Genomic DNA, 19,019 nt, shown 5'->3' with positions numbered 1-19,019 from the left:
TTGGCTCTTGTAGTTGATTAAAAAAATATAAAAAACAGAAATAATGAAGGAACTAATAAAACATTTTTCGGAAGTAAGTATAAAAGATATTCCAATTGTTGGTGGTAAAAACGCATCCCTTGGGGAAATGTACCAAGCACTTTCATCAAAAGGAGTTGCGGTGCCGGAGGGTTTCGCAATTACCGCTGAAGCTTATTGGATGTTTTTAAATGAAAATAATTTTGTTCCTCGTTTAACTGAAATGCTTTCAGAGCTAGATACCACCACTTTCAATAACCTATCTGAAATCGGACTCCGAGTCAGAGGTTTGATACTGTCAGGTCACTTCCCCGAGATACTTAAAGAAAATATCATTGAGGCGTATTCCAAATTGCAATTAGCTGTTGGTTCAGAAAAAACATTTGCCGTTCGCAGCAGCGCCACAGCCGAAGATTTGCCAAATGCAAGTTTTGCAGGGCAGCAGGAAACCTATTTAAACGTTAAAGGCCCCGAAAACCTATTAAAGGCTTGCCTGCGTTGTTACGCCTCTTTGTTTACTGATAGAGCTATAAAATATAGACTCGACAATGGCTTTGACCATATGAAAGTGGCGCTATCTATTGGTGTCCAAATGATGATACGTTCAGATATTGCCAGTTCGGGTGTGATGTTTACTATAGATCCTGATTCAGGTTTTGAAAATGTGGTGCTCGTTTCTGGTGCATGGGGATTGGGGGAAAACGTGGTGCAAGGAACTGTGAATACAGATGAGTTTCTTGTTTTTAAACCCTTGCTAGGAAAGGTTAAACAACCAATCATTGCACGTAAATTGGGAAGTAAAATAAAAACAATGGTATATTCTTCCGTTCAAGCCAATGAAATTTTAAAACCAGAAGAGGCCATTATAAATCTGGATACAACGGCAGAAAAAAGAGATCAATATGTACTGTCTGATAAAGAAGTAGTGCAGCTAGCAAAATGGGCCTGCATTATTCAGGAGCACTACAAATGCCAAATGGATATAGAATGGGCTAAAGATGGAGAAGACGGAAAAATATACATAGTGCAGGCACGCCCAGAGACTGTTCATAGTAATAAAAAACAAAATATATTCAAACAATACAGCCTACTAGAAAAAGGAAAAACACTCTGCAGCGGTGCTGGCTTAGGAAATAAAATTGTTTCAGGAAAAGCTAGATTACTAAGATCTCCTTCTGAAATATCAAAATTAAACAAGGGAGATATCTTGGTGACTGAACGTACCGATCCCGATTGGGATCCTGTTATGAAAAAAGTATCAGCTATCATTACAGACCAAGGAGGAAGAACATCCCATGCTGCCATTGTTGCCCGGGAATTAGGCGCCAGTGCCGTAGTTGGAACGGGGGATGGAACAAAGAATATTGTTGACGGACAACTAATCACCGTTTCTACTGCAAACGGAAATATGGGGGTGGTTTATGATGGTTTATTAAAATGGGACGAAAAAGTAATAGATATTTCCAATGTGCCAAAGATTAAGACAAAAGCCATGCTTATTCTTGCGCATCCCGATGAGGCCTTTGGGTTTTCACTTTTGCCAAACGATGGTGTGGGTTTAATGCGTATGGAGTTTATTATCAGCAATACCATCGGCATTCATCCAATGGCATTAAAGCATTTTGATAAAGTTGAGGATTTGGTTGCAAAAGAAAAAATTGAAGCAACAACGCGCTTGTATAAAAGCAAGGAAGCGTATTTTATTCAGACCTTGGCTGAGGCAACGGCAAAAATGGCAGCCGCTTTTTATCCCAAAGATGTAATTGTGAGGATGAGTGATTTCAAATCCAATGAATATGCAAATCTCATTGGAGGAAAGCAATTTGAGCCTAGTGAAGAAAACCCCATGATAGGTTTTAGAGGTGCTTCCCGTTATTATCATCCTTTATACAAAGACGCGTTTGAGATGGAATGCAAGGCGATGAAAATGGTACGCGATGAAATGGGCTTGACCAATGTAAAACTGATGATCCCTTTCTGCAGAACAATTCCTGAAGCTGAAAAAGTAATTGAAGTAATGCGCACATGCGGATTAAAACGCAATGAAAACGGCTTGGAGTTGTATGTAATGATAGAAATACCAAGCAATGCCTTGCTTGCCGAAGAATTTGCAAAACACTTTGACGGCTTCTCTATAGGTTCTAACGACCTTACCCAACTTACACTAGGGGCAGACAGAGATTCTGAATTGTTGAGTGAAATCTTCAACCCCTTTGATCCCGCTGTAATGCAGCTAATAGAAATGACTTTGACAAAAGCAAAAAAGACAAAAACACATACGGGCCTTTGTGGACAGGCGCCAAGTGACTATCCTGAATATGCCCAGTTTTTGGTGAAAAATGGAATTAATAGTATTTCCTTTAATCCTGATGCTTTAATAAAGGGAATTGAAAATATTGCAATGGCTGAGGGGGAATAGAGTTTTTGATTGTTGGATTGTTGGACTATTGGACTGTTGGACTGTTGGATTGTTAGATTGTTGAATTGTTTAATTGTTGAGGTGTTTAATTGTTGAATAGACTTTTATTAGCTTTTTTTTATTCATTACTAATTACTAATTGCAGCTGAGATGGCTGAATTTTAAAATAAATCAAAAAATGAAATCAGAACAAAAAGATTATTTTGCAGAAAAGGCAAAGGAATATGATGGAGAAAAAACCAGAACTCAAAATGTAGCTAATATTGGCCAAACAATACTAAAGGAGCTATCATTTTCAAAGGAAATGCATATTATGGATTTTGGTTCCGGCACAGGATTGTTATTATCTCAAGTTGCTCCATATGTTAGTGAAATTACAGCAGTCGATGTTTCTGCAGCTATGATTGGCGTTTTAAAATCTAAAATAGATACCATAGACTGCAAGGTTCAAATAGTGCAGCTAGATTTAACCAAAGAAACATTAGACACAAAATTTGATGCTATCATTTCGTCTATGACTATTCATCATATTGAAAACGTTCAAGAGCTTTTCAATAAATTTTATTCCTTGCTTAAGGATAATGGAACCATTGCCATAGCCGATCTCGACACAGAGGATGGTTCGTTTCATACAGAGGACACTGGAGTGTTTCATAATGGATTTGACAGAAACGAATTCTTAAGCATTGCAAAAAAAGCTGGTTTTAAAGAATTGAAGATTCAAACCGCAAGTGTAATGGAAAAACCAATAGGTAATTATCCTATTTTCTTGTTAACAGGTAGAAAGTAGCTAGCGGCATAAAAAAACGCAAAAAACACGTATCAAAAAGATAGTATTTCGGTAAAAATGCGACTCCTCTACTAGCTGAAAACTCTTAGCGATCAGCTAAAGAAATTGAGAAGCAAATAAAAAATGAAAGAGCGTATAACATTACCAAAATCAATAAGTTCAAGAAGTGAATTTAAACGTAAATTCAGTTTATTGGAAATGTATCGCGCCGCCGTTTTTGCCCCAAGGGCAATGTCAAAACTAATTGGAAATAATAAAAGTAAGTTAGTTGACCAAAATTTTGTGAAGCGCATACAATTGGCAGTAACCGAAGTAAATGGTTGTGCAATCTGCTCCTATGGCCACGCTAAAATGGCTTTGCGCCAAGGAATGGGTAACGAAGAAATAAACAGCTTTTTAAGTGAAGGAGGCGGAGGTAATTTTATTAAACCTGAAGAAGCAAAAGCAATACTATTTGCCCAACATTTTGCAGATTCAAGAGGGTTCCCAAAGAAATACGCTTATGACGCAATTGTAAAAGAATACGGACAAGAAAAAGCACAAATTATACTTTCGGCTTCCCAAATGATGATTACAGGAAATATGTACGGAATCCCCCTCAGTGCATTGCAATCTAGACTTAAAGGAAAACCATACAAAGACAGTTCCTTATTTTACGAACTTAGCATGCTAATAATAAGCATCCTGTTTCTGCCAATCGCGATTATTCACGGATTCTTAAGAGGGCTTTTAGGCTTACCTAATATACGATTTGACAACAGCAAATCTGAATAAAAAGCACACTGATACCCGTATAATAACCACCGTATTAATAAAACTATAATTAATACTGGGTCATACGTAAGAAGTTAATTTCATTTTGAATCTACCCCCCAAGCAGACAGGCTCCAAAATCAGGACATATTTGAGGTAAGATTAGCCAAACGTGGATAAAAAATAATATAACAAAAAATACCCCTACTATAATTGCATGACTTATGTAGGTTGCATCTCCAGAAGGTTTAATAATTGGCCACATTAAACCGTAAACTCCTGCAACAAAGAAAAAAAATGGTACCCCTGAGAAAAACAGAAGAAATTGCATGCTAAATTGACCATGAAGGAGATTGTAAAAAACAACACCAATAACAAATGACAATAGCAATAGAACCCAATAAATTATTTTACTTGTTCCTTTAGTAACATTACCCATAATATTTATTTTTTAATTATATAAAAATAGCACTTAATTATTTGATTATAAATGATATATATCATTTATAATCAAATAAACACTATGAATCAATTTATTAAAATACAATTGCGGGCAACTCTAGTAAACCCTTAAAATAATAAAAGAAGCTCAATAATATACTTCATGAATTTTCCAGTGATCGCGGATATTTTACTTTTATTTTATATTTGAAAACAATCTTACAAATAGCTGCAGTATAAGTACAATAGAAGATTAAGATCAAACGTATTTAGCAACCTTACCCCGTTCTTTTCGACTTTATAATTAATACTTAAAGTTCCCCTATGATAGATTTACCTCATGCTACAAATCAAATCCAACTGGTCAAAAATTTTCAAGATCTGGTTTCCACGCCTTTTCAAGGAGAAATAAACACGATTTGTTGGAATCGTCAACTAACAGGTGATTTTTCTGAGATTGTTAAACAAGTAGAACTAAACGAAAATATAGCGACACTTGGAGAACCTCTTAATTTGCTCATTTATTTTTTTAAGAAAAAACTAAGTTGGAATTATTGATATATTTGGAAGTTCTTTAAGTAGATAACTATATTATGGGAGTAAAAACTATAATAGTGTTTATCTATATGTTAGCCTTAACCAACACGAACACGAACATAAAAATGATACTTATAGACAACCCATATATTTCAGATTTTCTAGTAAGAACTATTAAAGAAAATAATTTTGAAATTGTTTCTACTAAAGAAGCGAAGTCATTGATTAATGATAATTCTTTGAATTGGATTTCTGAAAATGATGCGAAGAATAAAATCCTAAACAGTCCAAATCCTCTTGTTTACACAAATTCCGAGAACGCATTAACTTGGATTTTCAACAATCTAAAAAAAACTAACCTACCTAACCAAATAAGGTTATTTAAGGACAAGCTTAAATTTAGAGAATTAACTAAAGATATATTTCCTGATTTCCTGTTTAGAAAAATTAAAATAGATGATATTCAAACCTTAGATATTAATGAATTAAAACTTCCATTTGTTATTAAGCCTTCATTAGGTTTTTTTAGTATTGGAGTACATATTGTTCGTAACAAGTCTGACTGGCATACTGCTCAAAAAGAGTTAAACTATGATAATCTAAAAAGCATTTATCCTAAAGAGGTAATGGATGCTTCTACTTTTATTATAGAAGAATACATAGAAGGAGAAGAATTTGCCATAGATGCCTATTTTAATAATGATGGAGAAGTGGTTATTCTAAATATTCTACATCATATGTTTTCTTCAAGTACTGATGTAAGTGATTCTCAAAGCATAATTCGCAAGTACAAAGAAAGCGTTGAAGAGTTTTTAAAACCCATAGGGAAAAAAGCTGATTTGAAAAATTTTCCTTTACATGTAGAGGTTAGAATTGATAAAAAAGGAATCATAAAACCAATAGAAATAAACCCGCAACGATTTGGAGGGTGGTGCACGACTGGAGATCTTTCGTGGTATGCATTTAAGTTTAATTCATACCAATATTTCATTCAAAATAAAAAACCGAATTGGGATGAAGTTTTTAAAAATAAGAAAGATGAAATTTATAGCATCATTTTATTAAACAATAATTCAGGTTTTAAACCATCAGAAATCTCTCATTTTGATTTTGATATGCTTAAACAAGATTTAGAAAATATATTAGTTATTAGAAAATTAGATTTTAATAAATACCCTGCATTTGGAATTTTATTTACTGAAACAAGTGAAGGAAATGAAAGAGAATTAAAAGAAATACTAAGTTCTGATTTAAATAAATATATTAGAAAATACTAAGGCTAACTCCGTTTATAACTTATTGCTAGTTCTAACCTACTTACTAAAATCTCTGAACCAGTTCATTTCGTTCGTGGCTTGAAAATATACCTCAACTAATCTCATACCAACCGTCTAAGAATCTTAAATACACCATTAGAGATTGTAGTAGTAATTATTGATATTTTAGTTACTGTTAGAACAATAAAGGGTCTTACTCTATTGGCAGTTTAAACGTCATTACAGTAAAAAAGTTCTAGGTGAAAAGATTTATAAATAATGGAATTCCAAACTCTATTTTTGGCAAAGCGCTATATTCATTGGTACTGGAATAAAATTTCTAGTGATTTTTATTTCAAAACCAATAATAAGCTTATCTACTGCGATCTGTCCTGTTAAAATATTCATAACTAGGCTCTAGTACTTGTAAAATCTGTTTTGATTTAATAGTTTTACCAGCGATTAATCAAAATTATCTATGGATATTTTACAAGAAGCAACAGCTTTTGAAGAGGCTAGTATGAGTAATCTTACTACCAGTGATAGAGTAGAAGCTACACGAGAAGCAAAGCGACTTATTCTCGCCATTAACGAGATTTACAAAAAAACAAAAGATGACTCTTTAATGGAGGTAATGAAGCGCTTGACGGAAAAGAAAAAAAGGATTGATATTCGATTAAAAGGAAGACCCAGCTCAGGAATTTAGGCATGGGCACAACTATCAAATTGAATGTTCTGGGAACAGCATTAAACCCTTGGTTTAAGTATCGTTACTAAAACCTTTTTCCTAAGAAATGGTACTTGATATCGTTTCTATCACCCCAAGTGCAGCGCGTTCTCCAGAAATCATAGCAGCATTTAAAGAACCATTTAATTGTGTGTCTCCGGCTAAAAAAAGGCCATCTGTTAAACGTGTTTCCGAAGGTGACATTTCGTAGCGTAAGTCCGCCAAATCTGGTAATGCCATTGGTATGGTATATTGTTTAATAAACCTACTCGTAACAATACGACAGTGCTCTTTTAATTCTTCGCTCACCCGATCTATAAGTTCTTGATCACTTAAGTTTTGACGCTCTATAACGGTTACCGATAGCAATTCTTTATTCGGTTTTTTGGTTGTAGCTAAACTCGTATGATAAAAAATATTATTTATTAAAGTTCCCTCTTTTGGAATAAGACCGATTAACGGTTTTTTAATGGTTCTCTTTTCAGTTTCAAAATATAAAGTATCACAAGACTTCCACTTCAATGCTTGATTTTTTAAATTTTCAATTAGGTTATTTGCATCTGTAGCCAAAATAGTAAAATCACTTTCTAATTGGGTATGATCAGCAAGTGTAATTTCTCCATCTTTTACTGCGGTCACTTTAGTGTTGAACCTAAAAGTGGTATGCTTTAGATTTTGGGAAAGTTGCTTCGGAATCGCTTCAATACCGGCTTTTGGTAATGCGGCATAACCTTCTCCAAACATTTTATACACAAATTCAAACATTCTACTGGAGGTTTCTAATTTGTTTTCAAGAAAAATACCGCTGAAAAAAGGTTTGAAGAAGTCGTCTATCATTTCATTTGAAAAACCAAAATCTTTTAAATAAGATAACGTAGTCTGTTCTTTATCAGAAAATATGGTGGACAACGTTTTTTTCTTCAAATTATGGTTCAGCTGAAGTATTTTAAGTTTGTCTGAAAAAGTTCCGATGCCTGAAAATAGTGTAGAAAATAACAACGACGCATCTCTTAAGGGGTCGCCTATCACAATTTGTTTCCCATTTTTATAAATGGCTGCTCCTGGTAAGAATTTTTGTAAATCTAAAGATTCCAAGTTGAGATACTTCTGGGCATATGGGTAAGCGGTTAGTAATACTTGAAAGCCATGATCTAATTGATATCCCTCTAAAAGATCCGTTTTTACTCTTCCTCCCACCCTATCAGTAGCCTCAATAATAACAGGAGAAAATCCATTTTGCTCAAGAACAGTAGCCGCAATTAAGCCGCTAACTCCCGCTCCAATGATATGTATTTTGTAATCCGAATTTTTCATTTCTAGTTGATAAATATATCTATTGCCGACAAAGTTAATAGTTTTAATTTTTGTTTAACAATATATATAAAAGATTAAACAAAAAAATAGAATACTTTTACACTACAAAATACGATAAACAAAAATCTATACACAGCATAAATGAATAAGATTGCCATTGTAAGGTGTGAACACTTTAACGCAGCACACAGATTACACAATAAAAATTGGAGTGACGAAAAAAACAAAGCCATTTTTGGAAAATGCAACAACCCTAATTATCACGGTCATAATTATGATTTAGAAGTAAAAGTTATTGGGCCGTGTGATCCGGAGACTGGATATGTTATAGATACAAAGATTTTATCTGACTTAATAAAGGAGAAAATTTTAGATAAATTCGACCACAAAAACCTTAATCTGGATACCATTGAATTTAAAGATCTGAATCCCACTGCCGAGAATATTGCGATAACTATTTACAACTTGTTACGACCAGCGATTGAAGCTAAACTAGAATTAAAGATTAAACTTTATGAAACACCAAGAAACTATGTTGAATACCCTCATTAAAAATAATAGACTAAACGGATTTTCAGACGAAGAAATTGGCGATGACCATATTTATTCCGGACTTGAAACTCCTATGAGAGCCGATGCTTTTGAAATGTCTGATGAAGAAAAAAAGTACAAAATATCAGGTCTTTTTGCAGAAATAATGGATGTTATGGGCTTGGATCTTACTGACGACTCCTTAAAAGGCACGCCTAATCGAGTGGCCAAAATGTACATAGAAGAAATTTTTTCAGGTTTAAATCCAGCTAACAAACCCAAAGTTGCTTTGTTTGATAATAAATATCAATACAACCAAATGCTGGTTGAAAAAAATATTACATTTTATTCTAATTGTGAGCATCACTTTGTTCCAATTATAGGAAAGGCTCATATTGCCTATATCTCTTCTGGAAAAGTGATCGGGCTTTCCAAGCTTAATAGAATTGTTCAATATTATGCCAAAAGACCTCAAGTACAGGAGCGCTTAACCAATCAGATTGCTGCTGAACTTACTGAAATATTAGATACAAAAGATGTTGCAGTAATTATAGATGCAAAACACTTATGTGTTTCTTCTCGTGGAATAAAAGATGATACTTCTGCCACTGTAACTTCGTTTTATGGCGGGGTATTTAATACACCAAACAAAATTGCTGAATTGCAGAATTATTTAAAATAATGTTGAAACTGCGTTTTGATACAAAATTTCATCTATAACAATAATACCTTTGGTTAAGAGAATTTGAATGATTCTTTGAAACAGATTGTGGTATTGTTCCTTTTAAAATATAACTATGAATACACCTGATAAAGCAAAAACACCAACTACAGTTGCTGCTGAAATAAAAAGGCATTCTATTTATGATATAGCCATAAATGAGTTGGATGGTAAACCTATTTCTCTTAAAGCTTTTAAAGGGAAGAAGATACTTTTTGTAAATGTCGCTTCGGAATGTGGATTCACAAATCAATATAAAGAGCTACAAGCATTGAGCGATATATATGCTGATAAACTCGTTGTTATTGGTTCTCCGTGTAACCAATTTGGGAAACAAGAGCCTGGAAATGCTACTCAAATTCAAGAATTTTGTGAATTAAATTTTGGGGTAACATTTTTACTTACCGAGAAAATAGCGGTAAAAGGTAGCAAGCAACATCCATTATACAAATGGCTTACCTCAAAAGAGCTTAACGGCAAGAAGAGTTCAAGTGTAAAATGGAACTTTCAAAAATATTTGGTGGATGATAAGGGCAATCTGATTGATTATTACTTTTCAATCACTAAACCAATGAGTTCAAAAATTACGAAGCACTTATAATGTCTATTGAACTAATTCGACTTTTACTCGATTTTGGATTAGTTGTTTTAATTTGGATGATACAATGCATTGTGTATCCTAGTTTTCGATATTATCCTGCCAAAAATCTTATTGCATGGCATAAAGTATACACCGCCCGTTTTAGTGTTATCGTAATTCCCTTAATGCTAGGGCAAATTGGTATTGCGGTGTATCAAACCATCCTGCTGCCAAGTGTTTATACGGTGATAAGTCTGATAATTATAATATTTGTCTGGTTGGCTACTTTCTTGCAATTTGTGCCCATACATACTTCGATTTCAAAAGGTATTGTCAGCGAAAAACTATTGGTTTCCTTAGTAAATAAAAATTGGATACGTACTGCTTTATGGACGCTACTATTTATATATAGTTTTATATTTTATTTCTTGGAATAACAAGTTAAATTGAAACCTAACTTTACTTTAAAACTATAGAATCAATTTCCAGCTTAAAATCCTCTGCCATTTTATTGCCTATTAAAAACGCAATTTCTTCGATACTCTCGTTATCATAATTTGGCATATTGACTTTTTGACCTCTAAATGTTGGGTACATATCAGATAAATTTAACTCTATGGTTTCCCAATTTTTTGTGGTATCGAAATAAGCGATATAAGAATAATAATTAGATGACTTATTTTTTATTCTGAATTGATAGGCCTTTCCATCGCCTTTAATTCTCAAAACAATTTTTGCATACTGTTTTGTAGTGATTTTGTTAAAGCGATACCTCAAAGATGAAAATCCGCCATTATTTTCTAAAGAAACACGACCTTCAAATACACCATTTCCTTCTTTATTCACATAGAATGTTCCTGAAGACTTGCCTCCCATTACCACATCGTCTACAACATTCCAATCATTGGTTTTGATTGTTTTATTAAAATCAAAAATTGTTGTTGTTTGCATCGTAGTTACAATTGAAATCAGTAAAATTGAGTAATTAATAATCATTTTTTTCTCAGTGTTATGCGTTAAGCATCATAATAATCTAGATTTAAAAAATTGCTTTTTAGAGCTAGCATTTTATCAATAAACTTTTTATTATCTATATAATTCTTATTTTTTTTAAGTTTTATAAAACTTCCGCTTGAGTGAATACTGAAGGTCTGCGTGCTGTAGGTTACTAAACGATAATATGGAATGATCCACGAATAGCGGTCTAGTCTATTTGTAAAATGTATAATTATTCCTTTAGGCCTTAATTCAATATTCGAATAATTGCTAGCTATACTTTGAAAGTTTTTGGGTTTTAAATTAGGGCTTATTTCTTTAATCATAAATCTGCTAGACCCAATACCTCCCATTTTTATTTTTTCAAAAAAAGAAAATGATTTGCCCAATATCTTTACGCTTTGCTGGTTATACTCTTTATTTGTATAGCTTGTGTTAAATAGCATTTGCTTTGTTTTTCAACTTTAGAAAAATCTGTATATATTCTTGTTTGACAATTACTTAAAAATATTAAACAAAAATAGTGCTTTTATAGCCGAAAAATATTTTTTAACGGTTTTTATGATTAGTTTTATTAGATAAACATTCAATTATAGATATGAATTATATAGTTATAGCATTTCAAATTATCGTAGGCCTTAGTATTCTAAATGTATGGCTTTTACAAGGGAAGAAACCAACGAAATGGCGTGGAGGAAACGCTACGACCATTACTGAAGAGTTTAAAGAATATGGCTTATCAACTACCCTAATGTATATTGTAGGAGTTATAAAAGTAATACTTGCTATTTTACTTATTGCTGCAATATGGTATCCCGTATTAAAACAACCAGCAGCATTAGGATTAGCCGCCCTATTATTAGGATCTGTAGCTATGCATATCAAAATAAAAGACCCTCTATTTAAATCTTTTCCAGCCGCATTATTTTTAGTTATGTGCTTAGTTATTGCATTTGCTTAGAGATCATATTAATAAATTTTGTAGTAATATTCTATACAGATGTAAAGATTGAGAAAGGCAACTACTAAAGATGGTAGGGATTGTGAAATACTATCTTTAATTTTAATTCTTATGGCAAATCCCAAAAGCATTAGAACTGATAATCCCGCCGAAGCAATAAAAACTAAATCATCTAAAAAAAAGTTTCCAAAAATTAATCCTAAGGCTCCTAATATTTGCAAATACCCAGTTAATAATCTTTTTTGTTTGTCAAGACCAAATCGAATAAATTCATCGGTCATTTTCTGTGAAATCAAACAGCTAAGACCATAGAATAGGAAGGCGCCACCTGATAAAAATACAGCTATAGTTAAAATACTCATATTGTATTATTTTACTGAATCCTATTAATTGATTTTATAATACTAAAGTTTTTAAATAAGCTTCTGCATTTATTATATGCCTTTCTTTTTTACTATCCGGCATTTTATCAAACATCCGTACTAACATTCCCAATCGAGGATTTCCTAAAAAGAAATCGCGATGTGTATGCATAAATCGCCAAAACAGTCCATCCCAAACGTCTTGCCATCCTCCTTTCTGGTAGTTGCTCATTTTTAGCAGATAATTACTGCCACTTATATATGGCTTAGTAGCCATTAATCCGCCATCGGAAAATTGACTCATCCCATATACATTGGTGACCATTACCCAATCATAAGAATCTATAAAGAGTTCCATAAACCATTGATAAACTTCATCTGGATCAAATTCGCATAACATCATAAAATTGCCGAGTATCATTAAACGTTCTATATGATTGCAATAGCCCGTTTGCAATACTTTTTTAATTGTTTGATCGATGGGTAAAATACCCGTAGTACCATCATAAAATGAGGCTGGTATTTTCCTTTTAAATTTCCAGAAATTGGTTGTTCGTTCTTCGCTGCCCCTAGATTCATAAACACCTCTTATAAATTCTCGCCATCCAATAATTTGACGTACAAATCCTTCTGTAGAATTAATGGGCACCTCGTTTTCTTCTGCGTACAATAAACAAACATCAATAATTTCCTTCGGAGTTATTAAACCAACATTAAGCATTGGGGTCAATACGCTATGGTGAAGTATAGAGTTTTCAGTGTCAATAGCGTCTTCATAAGCACCAAACTCCATAAAACGATGCTCAAAAAATTGACTAAGCCAGGCTTTTGTAGTTTCAAAACTAGTGGGATATAAGGATTGATTGGTAAGCTTTCCCAAGTGTTCTGCGAAGTGTGTTTCTACATACTGTTTTGCTTCATCATAATATTCATCAACATCAGGAAATTAAATAGCTGGCGGTGTCTTTTTAGCAGGATATTTTTTTCTATTTTCGGAATCGAATGACCATTTACCACCTGTTGGTTTACCATCAGGTTCCATAAGTATGTTACGCTCTTTACGTTGTTCTGTGTAAAAAGCACTTTGATGGTATTTCTTTTTATCACTTTTAAAAAAAGTAGCTAAATCCTCTTTAGAATTTAAGAATAAAGGCGATGAATACTGCTTTCCAGTTAATCCGTTTTCTTGAAAACCAGTATCCAATCTCTTTTGAAGCCAATTGTCTGTGGGATCTATATAATTAATATGCTGAATACCTTGTTGTTTTAATTCAGGAATAAGTAATCTGATATCTGATATCTTCGCAATAGCTTCAACATAAATAACCTCTAAGTTTTTCTCTTTCCGAAGAAAATCTGCATACCGTTTCATAGTAGCTCTATGAAAGGCTATTTTTTGCTTGTGGAATGGGTACTGCTTAAAGAACAAATATTCTTCAACAACATACGTAGGCACCTTGTTTTCAAAAAGTGGAGATTCTTGAAATAATTGATGCGGAAATATTATGTTTATGCTTTTCATTTATTCTTTTTACAACGCTCGCTACAGTATTTTACATCCTTCCAATTCTTTTCCCATTTTTTCCGCCAAGTAAAAGGTCGTTCACAAGCGACACATATTTTTTGGGGTAAATCTTGCTTCTTCATACCAATTTAGGAACTTTATTAACTCTTGAATGCTTCTCTATAGCGAAACGGCACCGGTTCAAAATATAATTTCCTTTTTACATTTTTTCCAAAAAGCAAAGAAAGATGGGTAATATCCTTTTACATCAAACATCCAATCCCGTGGTTCTTCGATACCTTTATAATGATTATTTAAAGGATGCTCTTTATAATAAATAGTGTTCAGTTTATAGCTACTAATAAGTTCATCAAATTCACCTACAAATATTTGGATATTGGGTATGTTTTTAGAAAGATCGAGTATAAAATCAATGGTCTTTTTAGAAACTGGATATTGCTTAAAATGTGAAGGTTCCAATAAAAGAATACGATTTATGGACTCTTCTTTTTTCCAAATAGGATCTAAGTTGTAGAAATTATAAATACAGGTAGGTAGTGCTGCATTTATGACAATCTCTTTTTGTTCTGGTAAGGATGTGGTGAGGCTTAATATTTGTGTGTCAATTAGCACTTCTGGAATCTGTAAATTTTCAAAAGCGTCATATGAAACATCTAGAAAAGTATTGGTCTGGTTGCTGTAACAAAAGTTATTTATATTCTCCTGATTGGCATAATATTTTTTATTACTATTGGCTCCTGCAACCCATTGCCAGCTTAGTGCATTACTAGCCCAGTCAGCATCCAACAAATGATAGTACATCCATTGTGCAGGTGTTTTCCAATGGTTATGAGCTATGTTACACGCAATACTTGCAAGGTACATACGCAAATGGTTGTGAATATAGCCTGTTGTATATAATTGTTGAATAGCTAAATCTATAGCTGTAATGCCTATATTTCCTGCAGCCAATGCCGAAGATATCTCCATACTTATAACTGGAGCCTGTTTGTGCTTTAAATCTTGATTAATAGCATCACCTTTGGCAATCCAAAACTGCTGCCAATAATCGCGCCATGCCAATTCTTGAGTGAATTTCATAATCGGACCTGGATGAAAGCCGCGCTCCATTAATTGATGATAAACAAATTTCGTGGAAATAACCCCGCGAGAAATATAAGGCGATAGGTAACTTACTGCACCATCTACGTAGTTTCTTGAAGGACCATAAGCAATAGGATCAATAGTTGTGATTTTTTCTAAAATAGCATCAAAAGCCGTTGGAAACTGTGCCTTTGTATCTGGTTCACTATGCATTAACGTTTACTTATTTTATTACCAGAAATGGCACTTTGTCTTGAACATTTAAAACGATTAATCTCTGCACCTCGTTTTTTCAAATGTTTGGAGCTTACACCACTGTTTACACGTTTTCTCCAGCGTTTAAAACTAGATTCTTTTAAGTTTTCGCGCATTAGTAGAATCACTTCTTTTTCTGGAGTTCCAAACTGAAACTCTATAGCTTCAAAAGGCGTTCTATCTTCCCAAGCCATTTCTATAATACGGTCTAATTGCCGTTCTGTAAATTCTTTTTCCAAAACTATATTTACACTATTTTTTCCCAAATTTGATCGCTGTTTAAACGGAAACTTCCCAATGATTTAAAATTGCATTGTTCTGGTGCTATTAGCGATAGGAATGTCTCATCATTAGCGCGAATGTATAAGTGATAGCTATCGCCTATAATGGGCTCGAATGAAAATTTAGCATTATATATTAAGTTGTTGTATTCAAACTCTTGTATTAATTGATCGTATTGCGCTTTTATTTCTTGATACCGTGTTTGTACTTTGTGATTCAGTTTGTTAATGCTTCTGTTTTTCCAAGCCACAGTATCTGTGGTTGTTATCACTGGAGCACCAACATTTGTAGCGTATGGCTTTAAGGAGGAATCATATTTTTGAGTTGCTACGTCAAAAACTACTTGATCAGGGATCTTTGTATCATTCATAAACTAGGTTAACTGTTCTAACCTTTTCATAATCTCCTCTGCTTCATAAGCCTTTTGATCACTTTGCTTTCTGTTTGTTGTAGACAAGCTATGCGACTCTTTTAATAGCTTTTGATATTGTTCGTATAATTTATCTTTCTCTGATTTCTTACTAAATAATCGAAACATCCTTTAGATTTTTATTTAAATTCTTTTTTAATAGAGCGTAAAGATAAAAAATGTTTAACTATTTATTCATAATGTTAAACAGAATGATTTGTTAATGTTTGACTTAACTTTTTGATATTGTTCATATATCCCTTAGATTTTTATTTAGCTATTAAGGAATCGAAAAAAATAAAATAGATATATTTTAGATGATACCAAATGAACTTTCCATGGAATGAGGATTATTATATTGATTGATGAATTGTTGCATAGAAAATTTTATTCATTAAAAATTGTTTCAAAAATGTATCCTTTTCAACAAGTTTCAGTCTACTCTGTGAATTTTAAAAACTATAACTATGAATACTTGTAAATGTACAAATTGCGCTTGTCCAAAATGCAACTGTAAAGACTGCTCAAAAAATAATTGCCCTTGTGAAAAATGTGAATGTGACAATTGCAGTTGTTGTTAAACTAAAAATAAAGGTTGGCCCAAAAGCCAACCTTTGTTATACTTTTGAATATGGAAACCCAAAAAATTTGGAAGCAGTTTAACGAGGAGCTCTACTTTTTCATTTTGAAAAAAGTAAAAAATGAAGCCGCTACCAACGATATTTTTCAGAATACTTTTCTGAAAATTCACAAAAACCTACACCAGCTTAAAGAAGAAGAAAAGATAAAAGCATGGGTTTTTCAGATTGCGCGTAATGAGATTGCTAATTTCTTCAAACAGGAATCAGTATATGTTGCAACTACAAAAGAAGCCAATGAAATTAATACTGAAAGCTATCAAAATATTTGTTGTTTCGATACCTTTATCAACCAATTACCCCTTATCTACAAAGAGCCTATTGAATTGGTTTACTTAAAAGGGAAAAAACAAAACGAAGTTTCAGAAATATTAGATATCAGCCTTGCCAATGTAAAAGCACGAATTCGGCGAGCAAAAGACATTTTAAAGAAAAACTTCAACGAATGCTGCAAATACGAATTAGACAAAAACGGAAGTTTGATTGGTGAACCTAATTGCTCGAAATGTAACTAATCTTAAGTTAGTTCCTGTTATTTAATGGCAACAATCTCTCCCAAAAACCCCTCAATCATACCAGCAGGCTGCGTAGTTGCAGGCACCGGAAAGTCAAACCAATGTTGTATTTCTTTATCGAAACCTGTTCCGTTTAAATAATTGTGCAATGCCAAGTTTAAGCCACTAGTATATTTCGGGTGATCGGCGCCTTGCGGATCTTCATGCCACAAATCGTTTTGGGCAAAACCTTCAAACTCAGGTCCCGTAACTAGTATTCCAAAATCCTCAGGGTTTTTGCCTATTGGACTGTGAATAGTAGTAGTAAACTGATGCCAATAAGCCGACTGAATGCAATTGCGTTCAAACAATTGCTTTACCACATCTAGCGAATCAATAGTTTCCTGTTCCGTTTGGGTGGGAAAACCATACATTAAATAGGCGTGAACCATAATATTGTTTTCAGAAAAATTATGCGTAACCCGCGTTACTTGCGCAATATCGACCCCTTTTTTCATTTTGGCGAGTAACCTATCCGAAGCTACTTCCAAGCCACCAGTTACGGCTATACAGCCAGATTGAGCCATTAATTCGCATAACTCAAAGCTGAACGTCTTTTCAAAACGAATATTCGTCCACCAAGTAATTTTTACATTCCGCTCTATTAATGCATTCGCTAAAGCGCGTAACATTTTTGGCGGCGCGGCTTCATCCACAAAATGAAAACCTGTAATGCCCGTGTCTTTAACTATCTTTTCAATTTTATTGACTAAATCTTCAGCGGTTGTGTTTTGGTAATTCCCAATATAATCCAAGCTCACATCGCAAAACGAACATTGTTTCCAATAACAGCCGTGCGAGATGGTCATTTTATTCCATCGGGCATCCGTCCACATACGGTGCATCGGGTTTACCACATCCAGAAAAGACACATATTTTTCGAAAGGCAGCCCAGAATAATCAGGCGCTGGCAAGTTTCTATGATGGTAAATGGTGTTCGGAAATTTATTCTTATAAACAACCGCATCGTCTTCCAGCACATACGTCCGTTCCAAATCATTTATAGTAACCTTCCCTTCCAGATACTGAACCATTTTTAGCAAAGGCCCTTCCCCATCGTCCAAGGAAATAAAATCCACAAATTCAAAAATCCGTGGGTCTGTAAGCGAACGCAGTTCGGTGTTGCAATAGCCGCCACCAAAAGCAATTTTAATATCGGGAAAAAACTGTTTTGTAAATTGGGCGCAACGCAAGGCTGCAAACAAATTACCGGGAAACGGAATGGTAAAGCAAACCAAAAGCGGTTGCTCTTTTTTAATCTTTTCTATTAAAAGATCCAGCATTTTCTCTTCAATGATAGTTGGCTGAAAACTTAAAAACTCATCTATTTCATTAAAGCTACTGGCTGAAGTGGCAATCTGCTCGGCGTACTTTGTAAAGGCAAAAAACTCATCCACATTCGCCTGCATAAAATCGCCTATCTCTTCAATAAAAAGGGTTCCGTAATGTTTTGCTTTATCGATGATGCCAATTTCTCCAGCGTCCCATTTAATAGTAGTATTTACTTTAGAAAGCCGATGACCCAACGGTAAAAAATTAGGTTCCAGAATTTTATGCGCCGTTGCAAGATCCTGCTTTTGAAGAAACGGAATAACAACATCCACGCACGCTATGTACTTGGCCTTCATCTTCCGAACTTCTGGGTAATCAAAATGCTTTAAGGCTTGTGCTTCCTTAAACACAGCGCGAAGAAAATCGCCCGTAAAAATGGCGGTAAAGAGTTCTATACTTAAATCGCATTGCTGCACGGCAATGTCGTGACCTTCCAAAAAACCTTTTAAATAAGCCGATGCCGGATAGGCTGTATTCAGCTGGGTAAACGGTGGCGTTATAAATAGGATTTTGGATTGCATTGGGCAAAGGTATT

24 protein-coding genes are annotated in these 19,019 nt (G+C 33.8%); 11 read left to right on the top strand and 13 right to left on the bottom strand.

The window, feature by feature from the left end; translation table 11 throughout:
- Positions 1 to 43 precede the first annotated feature (43 nt).
- The 3 genes from ppsA to AEQU1_RS12460 all read left to right on the top strand — a co-directional run bounded on the left by ppsA (position 44) and on the right by AEQU1_RS12460 (position 4,001).
- Positions 44 to 2,437, top strand: a complete 2,394-nt coding sequence (gene ppsA / locus AEQU1_RS12470) for a phosphoenolpyruvate synthase (protein WP_111881609.1) — start codon at positions 44 to 46, stop codon at positions 2,435 to 2,437.
- A 178-nt stretch (positions 2,438 to 2,615) separates the two neighbouring features.
- Positions 2,616 to 3,227: a class I SAM-dependent methyltransferase gene (locus AEQU1_RS12465; RefSeq protein WP_111881608.1), complete on the top strand. Its 612-nt coding sequence runs from the start codon at positions 2,616 to 2,618 to the stop codon at positions 3,225 to 3,227.
- Positions 3,228 to 3,350: 123 nt separating this feature from the next.
- Positions 3,351 to 4,001 (top strand): carboxymuconolactone decarboxylase family protein, encoded by a 651-nt coding sequence (locus AEQU1_RS12460; RefSeq protein ID WP_111881606.1) that lies wholly within the window; start codon positions 3,351 to 3,353, stop codon positions 3,999 to 4,001.
- Between the two features lie 91 nt (positions 4,002 to 4,092).
- On the opposite strand, the gene AEQU1_RS12455 is transcribed toward AEQU1_RS12460, so the two are convergent.
- The gene (locus AEQU1_RS12455; RefSeq protein ID WP_111881605.1) at positions 4,093 to 4,419 is read right to left on the bottom strand and encodes a hypothetical protein; all 327 of its coding nucleotides are present in this window, start codon (positions 4,417 to 4,419) and stop codon (positions 4,093 to 4,095) included.
- Positions 4,420 to 4,745: 326 nt separating this feature from the next.
- Here AEQU1_RS12455 and AEQU1_RS12450 point away from each other — a divergent pair, with 326 nt between their 5' ends.
- The 3 genes from AEQU1_RS12450 to AEQU1_RS12440 all read left to right on the top strand — a co-directional run bounded on the left by AEQU1_RS12450 (position 4,746) and on the right by AEQU1_RS12440 (position 6,920).
- Positions 4,746 to 4,979 (top strand): hypothetical protein, encoded by a 234-nt coding sequence (locus tag AEQU1_RS12450; RefSeq protein WP_111881604.1) that lies wholly within the window; start codon positions 4,746 to 4,748, stop codon positions 4,977 to 4,979.
- 104 nt (positions 4,980 to 5,083) lie between these two features.
- On the top strand, positions 5,084 to 6,235 hold the full coding sequence (locus AEQU1_RS12445) for an ATP-grasp domain-containing protein (RefSeq protein ID WP_111881747.1): 1,152 nt from the start codon (positions 5,084 to 5,086) through the stop codon (positions 6,233 to 6,235).
- 457 nt (positions 6,236 to 6,692) lie between these two features.
- Positions 6,693 to 6,920 (top strand): hypothetical protein, encoded by a 228-nt coding sequence (locus AEQU1_RS12440; RefSeq protein ID WP_111881602.1) that lies wholly within the window; start codon positions 6,693 to 6,695, stop codon positions 6,918 to 6,920.
- Positions 6,921 to 7,001: 81 nt separating this feature from the next.
- Here the strand turns inward: AEQU1_RS12440 and AEQU1_RS12435 are convergent, their stop codons facing one another.
- Complete coding sequence (locus AEQU1_RS12435) at positions 7,002 to 8,255, bottom strand: NAD(P)/FAD-dependent oxidoreductase (protein WP_111881601.1); 1,254 nt, start codon at positions 8,253 to 8,255, stop codon at positions 7,002 to 7,004.
- A gap of 141 nt (positions 8,256 to 8,396) precedes the next feature.
- On the opposite strand from AEQU1_RS12435, the gene AEQU1_RS12430 reads away from it, so the two are divergent.
- From AEQU1_RS12430 to AEQU1_RS12420, 3 genes are all read left to right on the top strand, one after another.
- Complete coding sequence (locus AEQU1_RS12430) at positions 8,397 to 8,807, top strand: 6-carboxytetrahydropterin synthase (protein ID WP_111881599.1); 411 nt, start codon at positions 8,397 to 8,399, stop codon at positions 8,805 to 8,807.
- The gene (folE, locus tag AEQU1_RS12425; protein WP_111881597.1) at positions 8,770 to 9,468 is read left to right on the top strand and encodes a GTP cyclohydrolase I FolE; all 699 of its coding nucleotides are present in this window, start codon (positions 8,770 to 8,772) and stop codon (positions 9,466 to 9,468) included. The genes AEQU1_RS12430 and folE overlap by 38 nt, the downstream gene beginning before the upstream one ends.
- A 115-nt stretch (positions 9,469 to 9,583) precedes the next feature.
- The gene (locus AEQU1_RS12420; protein ID WP_111881596.1) at positions 9,584 to 10,108 is read left to right on the top strand and encodes a glutathione peroxidase; all 525 of its coding nucleotides are present in this window, start codon (positions 9,584 to 9,586) and stop codon (positions 10,106 to 10,108) included.
- 438 nt (positions 10,109 to 10,546) lie between these two features.
- On the opposite strand, the gene AEQU1_RS12415 is transcribed toward AEQU1_RS12420, so the two are convergent.
- Positions 10,547 to 11,038, bottom strand: a complete 492-nt coding sequence (locus tag AEQU1_RS12415) for a CIA30 family protein (protein ID WP_111881592.1) — start codon at positions 11,036 to 11,038, stop codon at positions 10,547 to 10,549.
- 65 nt (positions 11,039 to 11,103) lie between these two features.
- Positions 11,104 to 11,529, bottom strand: coding sequence for a hypothetical protein (locus AEQU1_RS12410; RefSeq protein ID WP_111881590.1), 426 nt, complete (start codon positions 11,527 to 11,529; stop codon positions 11,104 to 11,106).
- A gap of 152 nt (positions 11,530 to 11,681) precedes the next feature.
- On the opposite strand from AEQU1_RS12410, the gene AEQU1_RS12405 reads away from it, so the two are divergent.
- Positions 11,682 to 12,044 (top strand): DoxX family protein, encoded by a 363-nt coding sequence (locus tag AEQU1_RS12405; RefSeq protein ID WP_111881589.1) that lies wholly within the window; start codon positions 11,682 to 11,684, stop codon positions 12,042 to 12,044.
- Positions 12,045 to 12,052: 8 nt separating this feature from the next.
- On the opposite strand, the gene AEQU1_RS12400 is transcribed toward AEQU1_RS12405, so the two are convergent.
- The 8 genes from AEQU1_RS12400 to AEQU1_RS12370 form a co-directional block, all read right to left on the bottom strand.
- Positions 12,053 to 12,406, bottom strand: a complete 354-nt coding sequence (locus AEQU1_RS12400) for a DoxX family protein (protein WP_111881587.1) — start codon at positions 12,404 to 12,406, stop codon at positions 12,053 to 12,055.
- Positions 12,407 to 12,440: 34 nt separating this feature from the next.
- Entirely contained in the window at positions 12,441 to 13,286 is an 846-nt protein-coding gene (locus AEQU1_RS16395; protein WP_309300262.1) for a hypothetical protein, read from the bottom strand.
- 66 nt (positions 13,287 to 13,352) lie between these two features.
- Positions 13,353 to 13,928: a cryptochrome/photolyase family protein gene (locus AEQU1_RS16390; protein WP_309300261.1), complete on the bottom strand. Its 576-nt coding sequence runs from the start codon at positions 13,926 to 13,928 to the stop codon at positions 13,353 to 13,355.
- Positions 13,925 to 14,053: a DUF2256 domain-containing protein gene (locus AEQU1_RS12390; protein WP_111881586.1), complete on the bottom strand. Its 129-nt coding sequence runs from the start codon at positions 14,051 to 14,053 to the stop codon at positions 13,925 to 13,927. Before AEQU1_RS12390 ends, AEQU1_RS16390 begins: the two co-directional genes overlap by 4 nt.
- A 58-nt stretch (positions 14,054 to 14,111) precedes the next feature.
- A complete protein-coding gene (locus AEQU1_RS12385) occupies positions 14,112 to 15,227 on the bottom strand; it encodes an FAD-binding domain-containing protein (RefSeq protein ID WP_111881584.1) in 1,116 nt (371 codons plus the stop codon).
- Positions 15,227 to 15,535, bottom strand: coding sequence for a TIGR03643 family protein (locus tag AEQU1_RS12380; RefSeq protein ID WP_258455295.1), 309 nt, complete (start codon positions 15,533 to 15,535; stop codon positions 15,227 to 15,229). Before AEQU1_RS12380 ends, AEQU1_RS12385 begins: the two co-directional genes overlap by 1 nt.
- Positions 15,517 to 15,921, bottom strand: a complete 405-nt coding sequence (locus tag AEQU1_RS12375) for a DUF2452 domain-containing protein (RefSeq protein ID WP_111881582.1) — start codon at positions 15,919 to 15,921, stop codon at positions 15,517 to 15,519. Before AEQU1_RS12375 ends, AEQU1_RS12380 begins: the two co-directional genes overlap by 19 nt.
- 3 nt (positions 15,922 to 15,924) lie before the next feature.
- Positions 15,925 to 16,089: a Lacal_2735 family protein gene (locus AEQU1_RS12370; RefSeq protein WP_111881581.1), complete on the bottom strand. Its 165-nt coding sequence runs from the start codon at positions 16,087 to 16,089 to the stop codon at positions 15,925 to 15,927.
- 502 nt (positions 16,090 to 16,591) lie between these two features.
- Between AEQU1_RS12370 and AEQU1_RS12365 the strand changes: the two genes are divergently transcribed.
- On the top strand, positions 16,592 to 17,113 hold the full coding sequence (locus tag AEQU1_RS12365; protein ID WP_111881744.1) for a sigma-70 family RNA polymerase sigma factor: 522 nt from the start codon (positions 16,592 to 16,594) through the stop codon (positions 17,111 to 17,113).
- Between the two features lie 17 nt (positions 17,114 to 17,130).
- Here AEQU1_RS12365 and AEQU1_RS12360 read toward each other — a convergent pair whose 3' ends face one another.
- Positions 17,131 to 19,005, bottom strand: a complete 1,875-nt coding sequence (locus tag AEQU1_RS12360; RefSeq protein ID WP_111881579.1) for a radical SAM protein — start codon at positions 19,003 to 19,005, stop codon at positions 17,131 to 17,133.
- Between the last annotated feature and the right edge of the window lie 14 nt (positions 19,006 to 19,019).

It is taken from the genome of Aequorivita sp. CIP111184, assembly GCF_900489465.1.
GTDB lineage: Bacteria > Bacteroidota > Bacteroidia > Flavobacteriales > Flavobacteriaceae > Aequorivita.
This window is presented reverse-complemented; position numbering and strand designations above follow the sequence as displayed.

Excerpts from the sequence above, each read along its gene's own strand:
- AEQU1_RS12460 (WP_111881606.1), top strand. The coding sequence starts at position 3,351 with ATGAAAGAGCGTATAACATTACCAAAATCAATAAGTTCAAGAAGTGAA.
- AEQU1_RS12375 (WP_111881582.1), bottom strand. The coding sequence starts at position 15,921 with ATGAATGATACAAAGATCCCTGATCAAGTAGTTTTTGACGTAGCAACT.
- AEQU1_RS12390 (WP_111881586.1), bottom strand. The coding sequence starts at position 14,053 with ATGAAGAAGCAAGATTTACCCCAAAAAATATGTGTCGCTTGTGAACGA.
- AEQU1_RS12370 (WP_111881581.1), bottom strand. The coding sequence starts at position 16,089 with ATGTTTCGATTATTTAGTAAGAAATCAGAGAAAGATAAATTATACGAA.
- AEQU1_RS12365 (WP_111881744.1), top strand. The coding sequence starts at position 16,592 with ATGGAAACCCAAAAAATTTGGAAGCAGTTTAACGAGGAGCTCTACTTT.
- AEQU1_RS12360 (WP_111881579.1), bottom strand. The coding sequence starts at position 19,005 with ATGCAATCCAAAATCCTATTTATAACGCCACCGTTTACCCAGCTGAAT.
- AEQU1_RS12445 (WP_111881747.1), top strand. The coding sequence starts at position 5,084 with ATGATACTTATAGACAACCCATATATTTCAGATTTTCTAGTAAGAACT.
- AEQU1_RS12400 (WP_111881587.1), bottom strand. The coding sequence starts at position 12,406 with ATGAGTATTTTAACTATAGCTGTATTTTTATCAGGTGGCGCCTTCCTA.
- folE (WP_111881597.1), top strand. The coding sequence starts at position 8,770 with ATGAAACACCAAGAAACTATGTTGAATACCCTCATTAAAAATAATAGA.
- AEQU1_RS12405 (WP_111881589.1), top strand. The coding sequence starts at position 11,682 with ATGAATTATATAGTTATAGCATTTCAAATTATCGTAGGCCTTAGTATT.
- AEQU1_RS12450 (WP_111881604.1), top strand. The coding sequence starts at position 4,746 with ATGATAGATTTACCTCATGCTACAAATCAAATCCAACTGGTCAAAAAT.
- AEQU1_RS12410 (WP_111881590.1), bottom strand. The coding sequence starts at position 11,529 with ATGCTATTTAACACAAGCTATACAAATAAAGAGTATAACCAGCAAAGC.
- AEQU1_RS12440 (WP_111881602.1), top strand. The coding sequence starts at position 6,693 with ATGGATATTTTACAAGAAGCAACAGCTTTTGAAGAGGCTAGTATGAGT.
- AEQU1_RS12435 (WP_111881601.1), bottom strand. The coding sequence starts at position 8,255 with ATGAAAAATTCGGATTACAAAATACATATCATTGGAGCGGGAGTTAGC.
- AEQU1_RS16390 (WP_309300261.1), bottom strand. The coding sequence starts at position 13,928 with ATGAAAAGCATAAACATAATATTTCCGCATCAATTATTTCAAGAATCT.
- AEQU1_RS12465 (WP_111881608.1), top strand. The coding sequence starts at position 2,616 with ATGAAATCAGAACAAAAAGATTATTTTGCAGAAAAGGCAAAGGAATAT.
- AEQU1_RS12385 (WP_111881584.1), bottom strand. The coding sequence starts at position 15,227 with ATGCATAGTGAACCAGATACAAAGGCACAGTTTCCAACGGCTTTTGAT.
- AEQU1_RS12430 (WP_111881599.1), top strand. The coding sequence starts at position 8,397 with ATGAATAAGATTGCCATTGTAAGGTGTGAACACTTTAACGCAGCACAC.
- ppsA (WP_111881609.1), top strand. The coding sequence starts at position 44 with ATGAAGGAACTAATAAAACATTTTTCGGAAGTAAGTATAAAAGATATT.
- AEQU1_RS12420 (WP_111881596.1), top strand. The coding sequence starts at position 9,584 with ATGAATACACCTGATAAAGCAAAAACACCAACTACAGTTGCTGCTGAA.
- AEQU1_RS12415 (WP_111881592.1), bottom strand. The coding sequence starts at position 11,038 with ATGCAAACAACAACAATTTTTGATTTTAATAAAACAATCAAAACCAAT.
- AEQU1_RS12455 (WP_111881605.1), bottom strand. The coding sequence starts at position 4,419 with ATGGGTAATGTTACTAAAGGAACAAGTAAAATAATTTATTGGGTTCTA.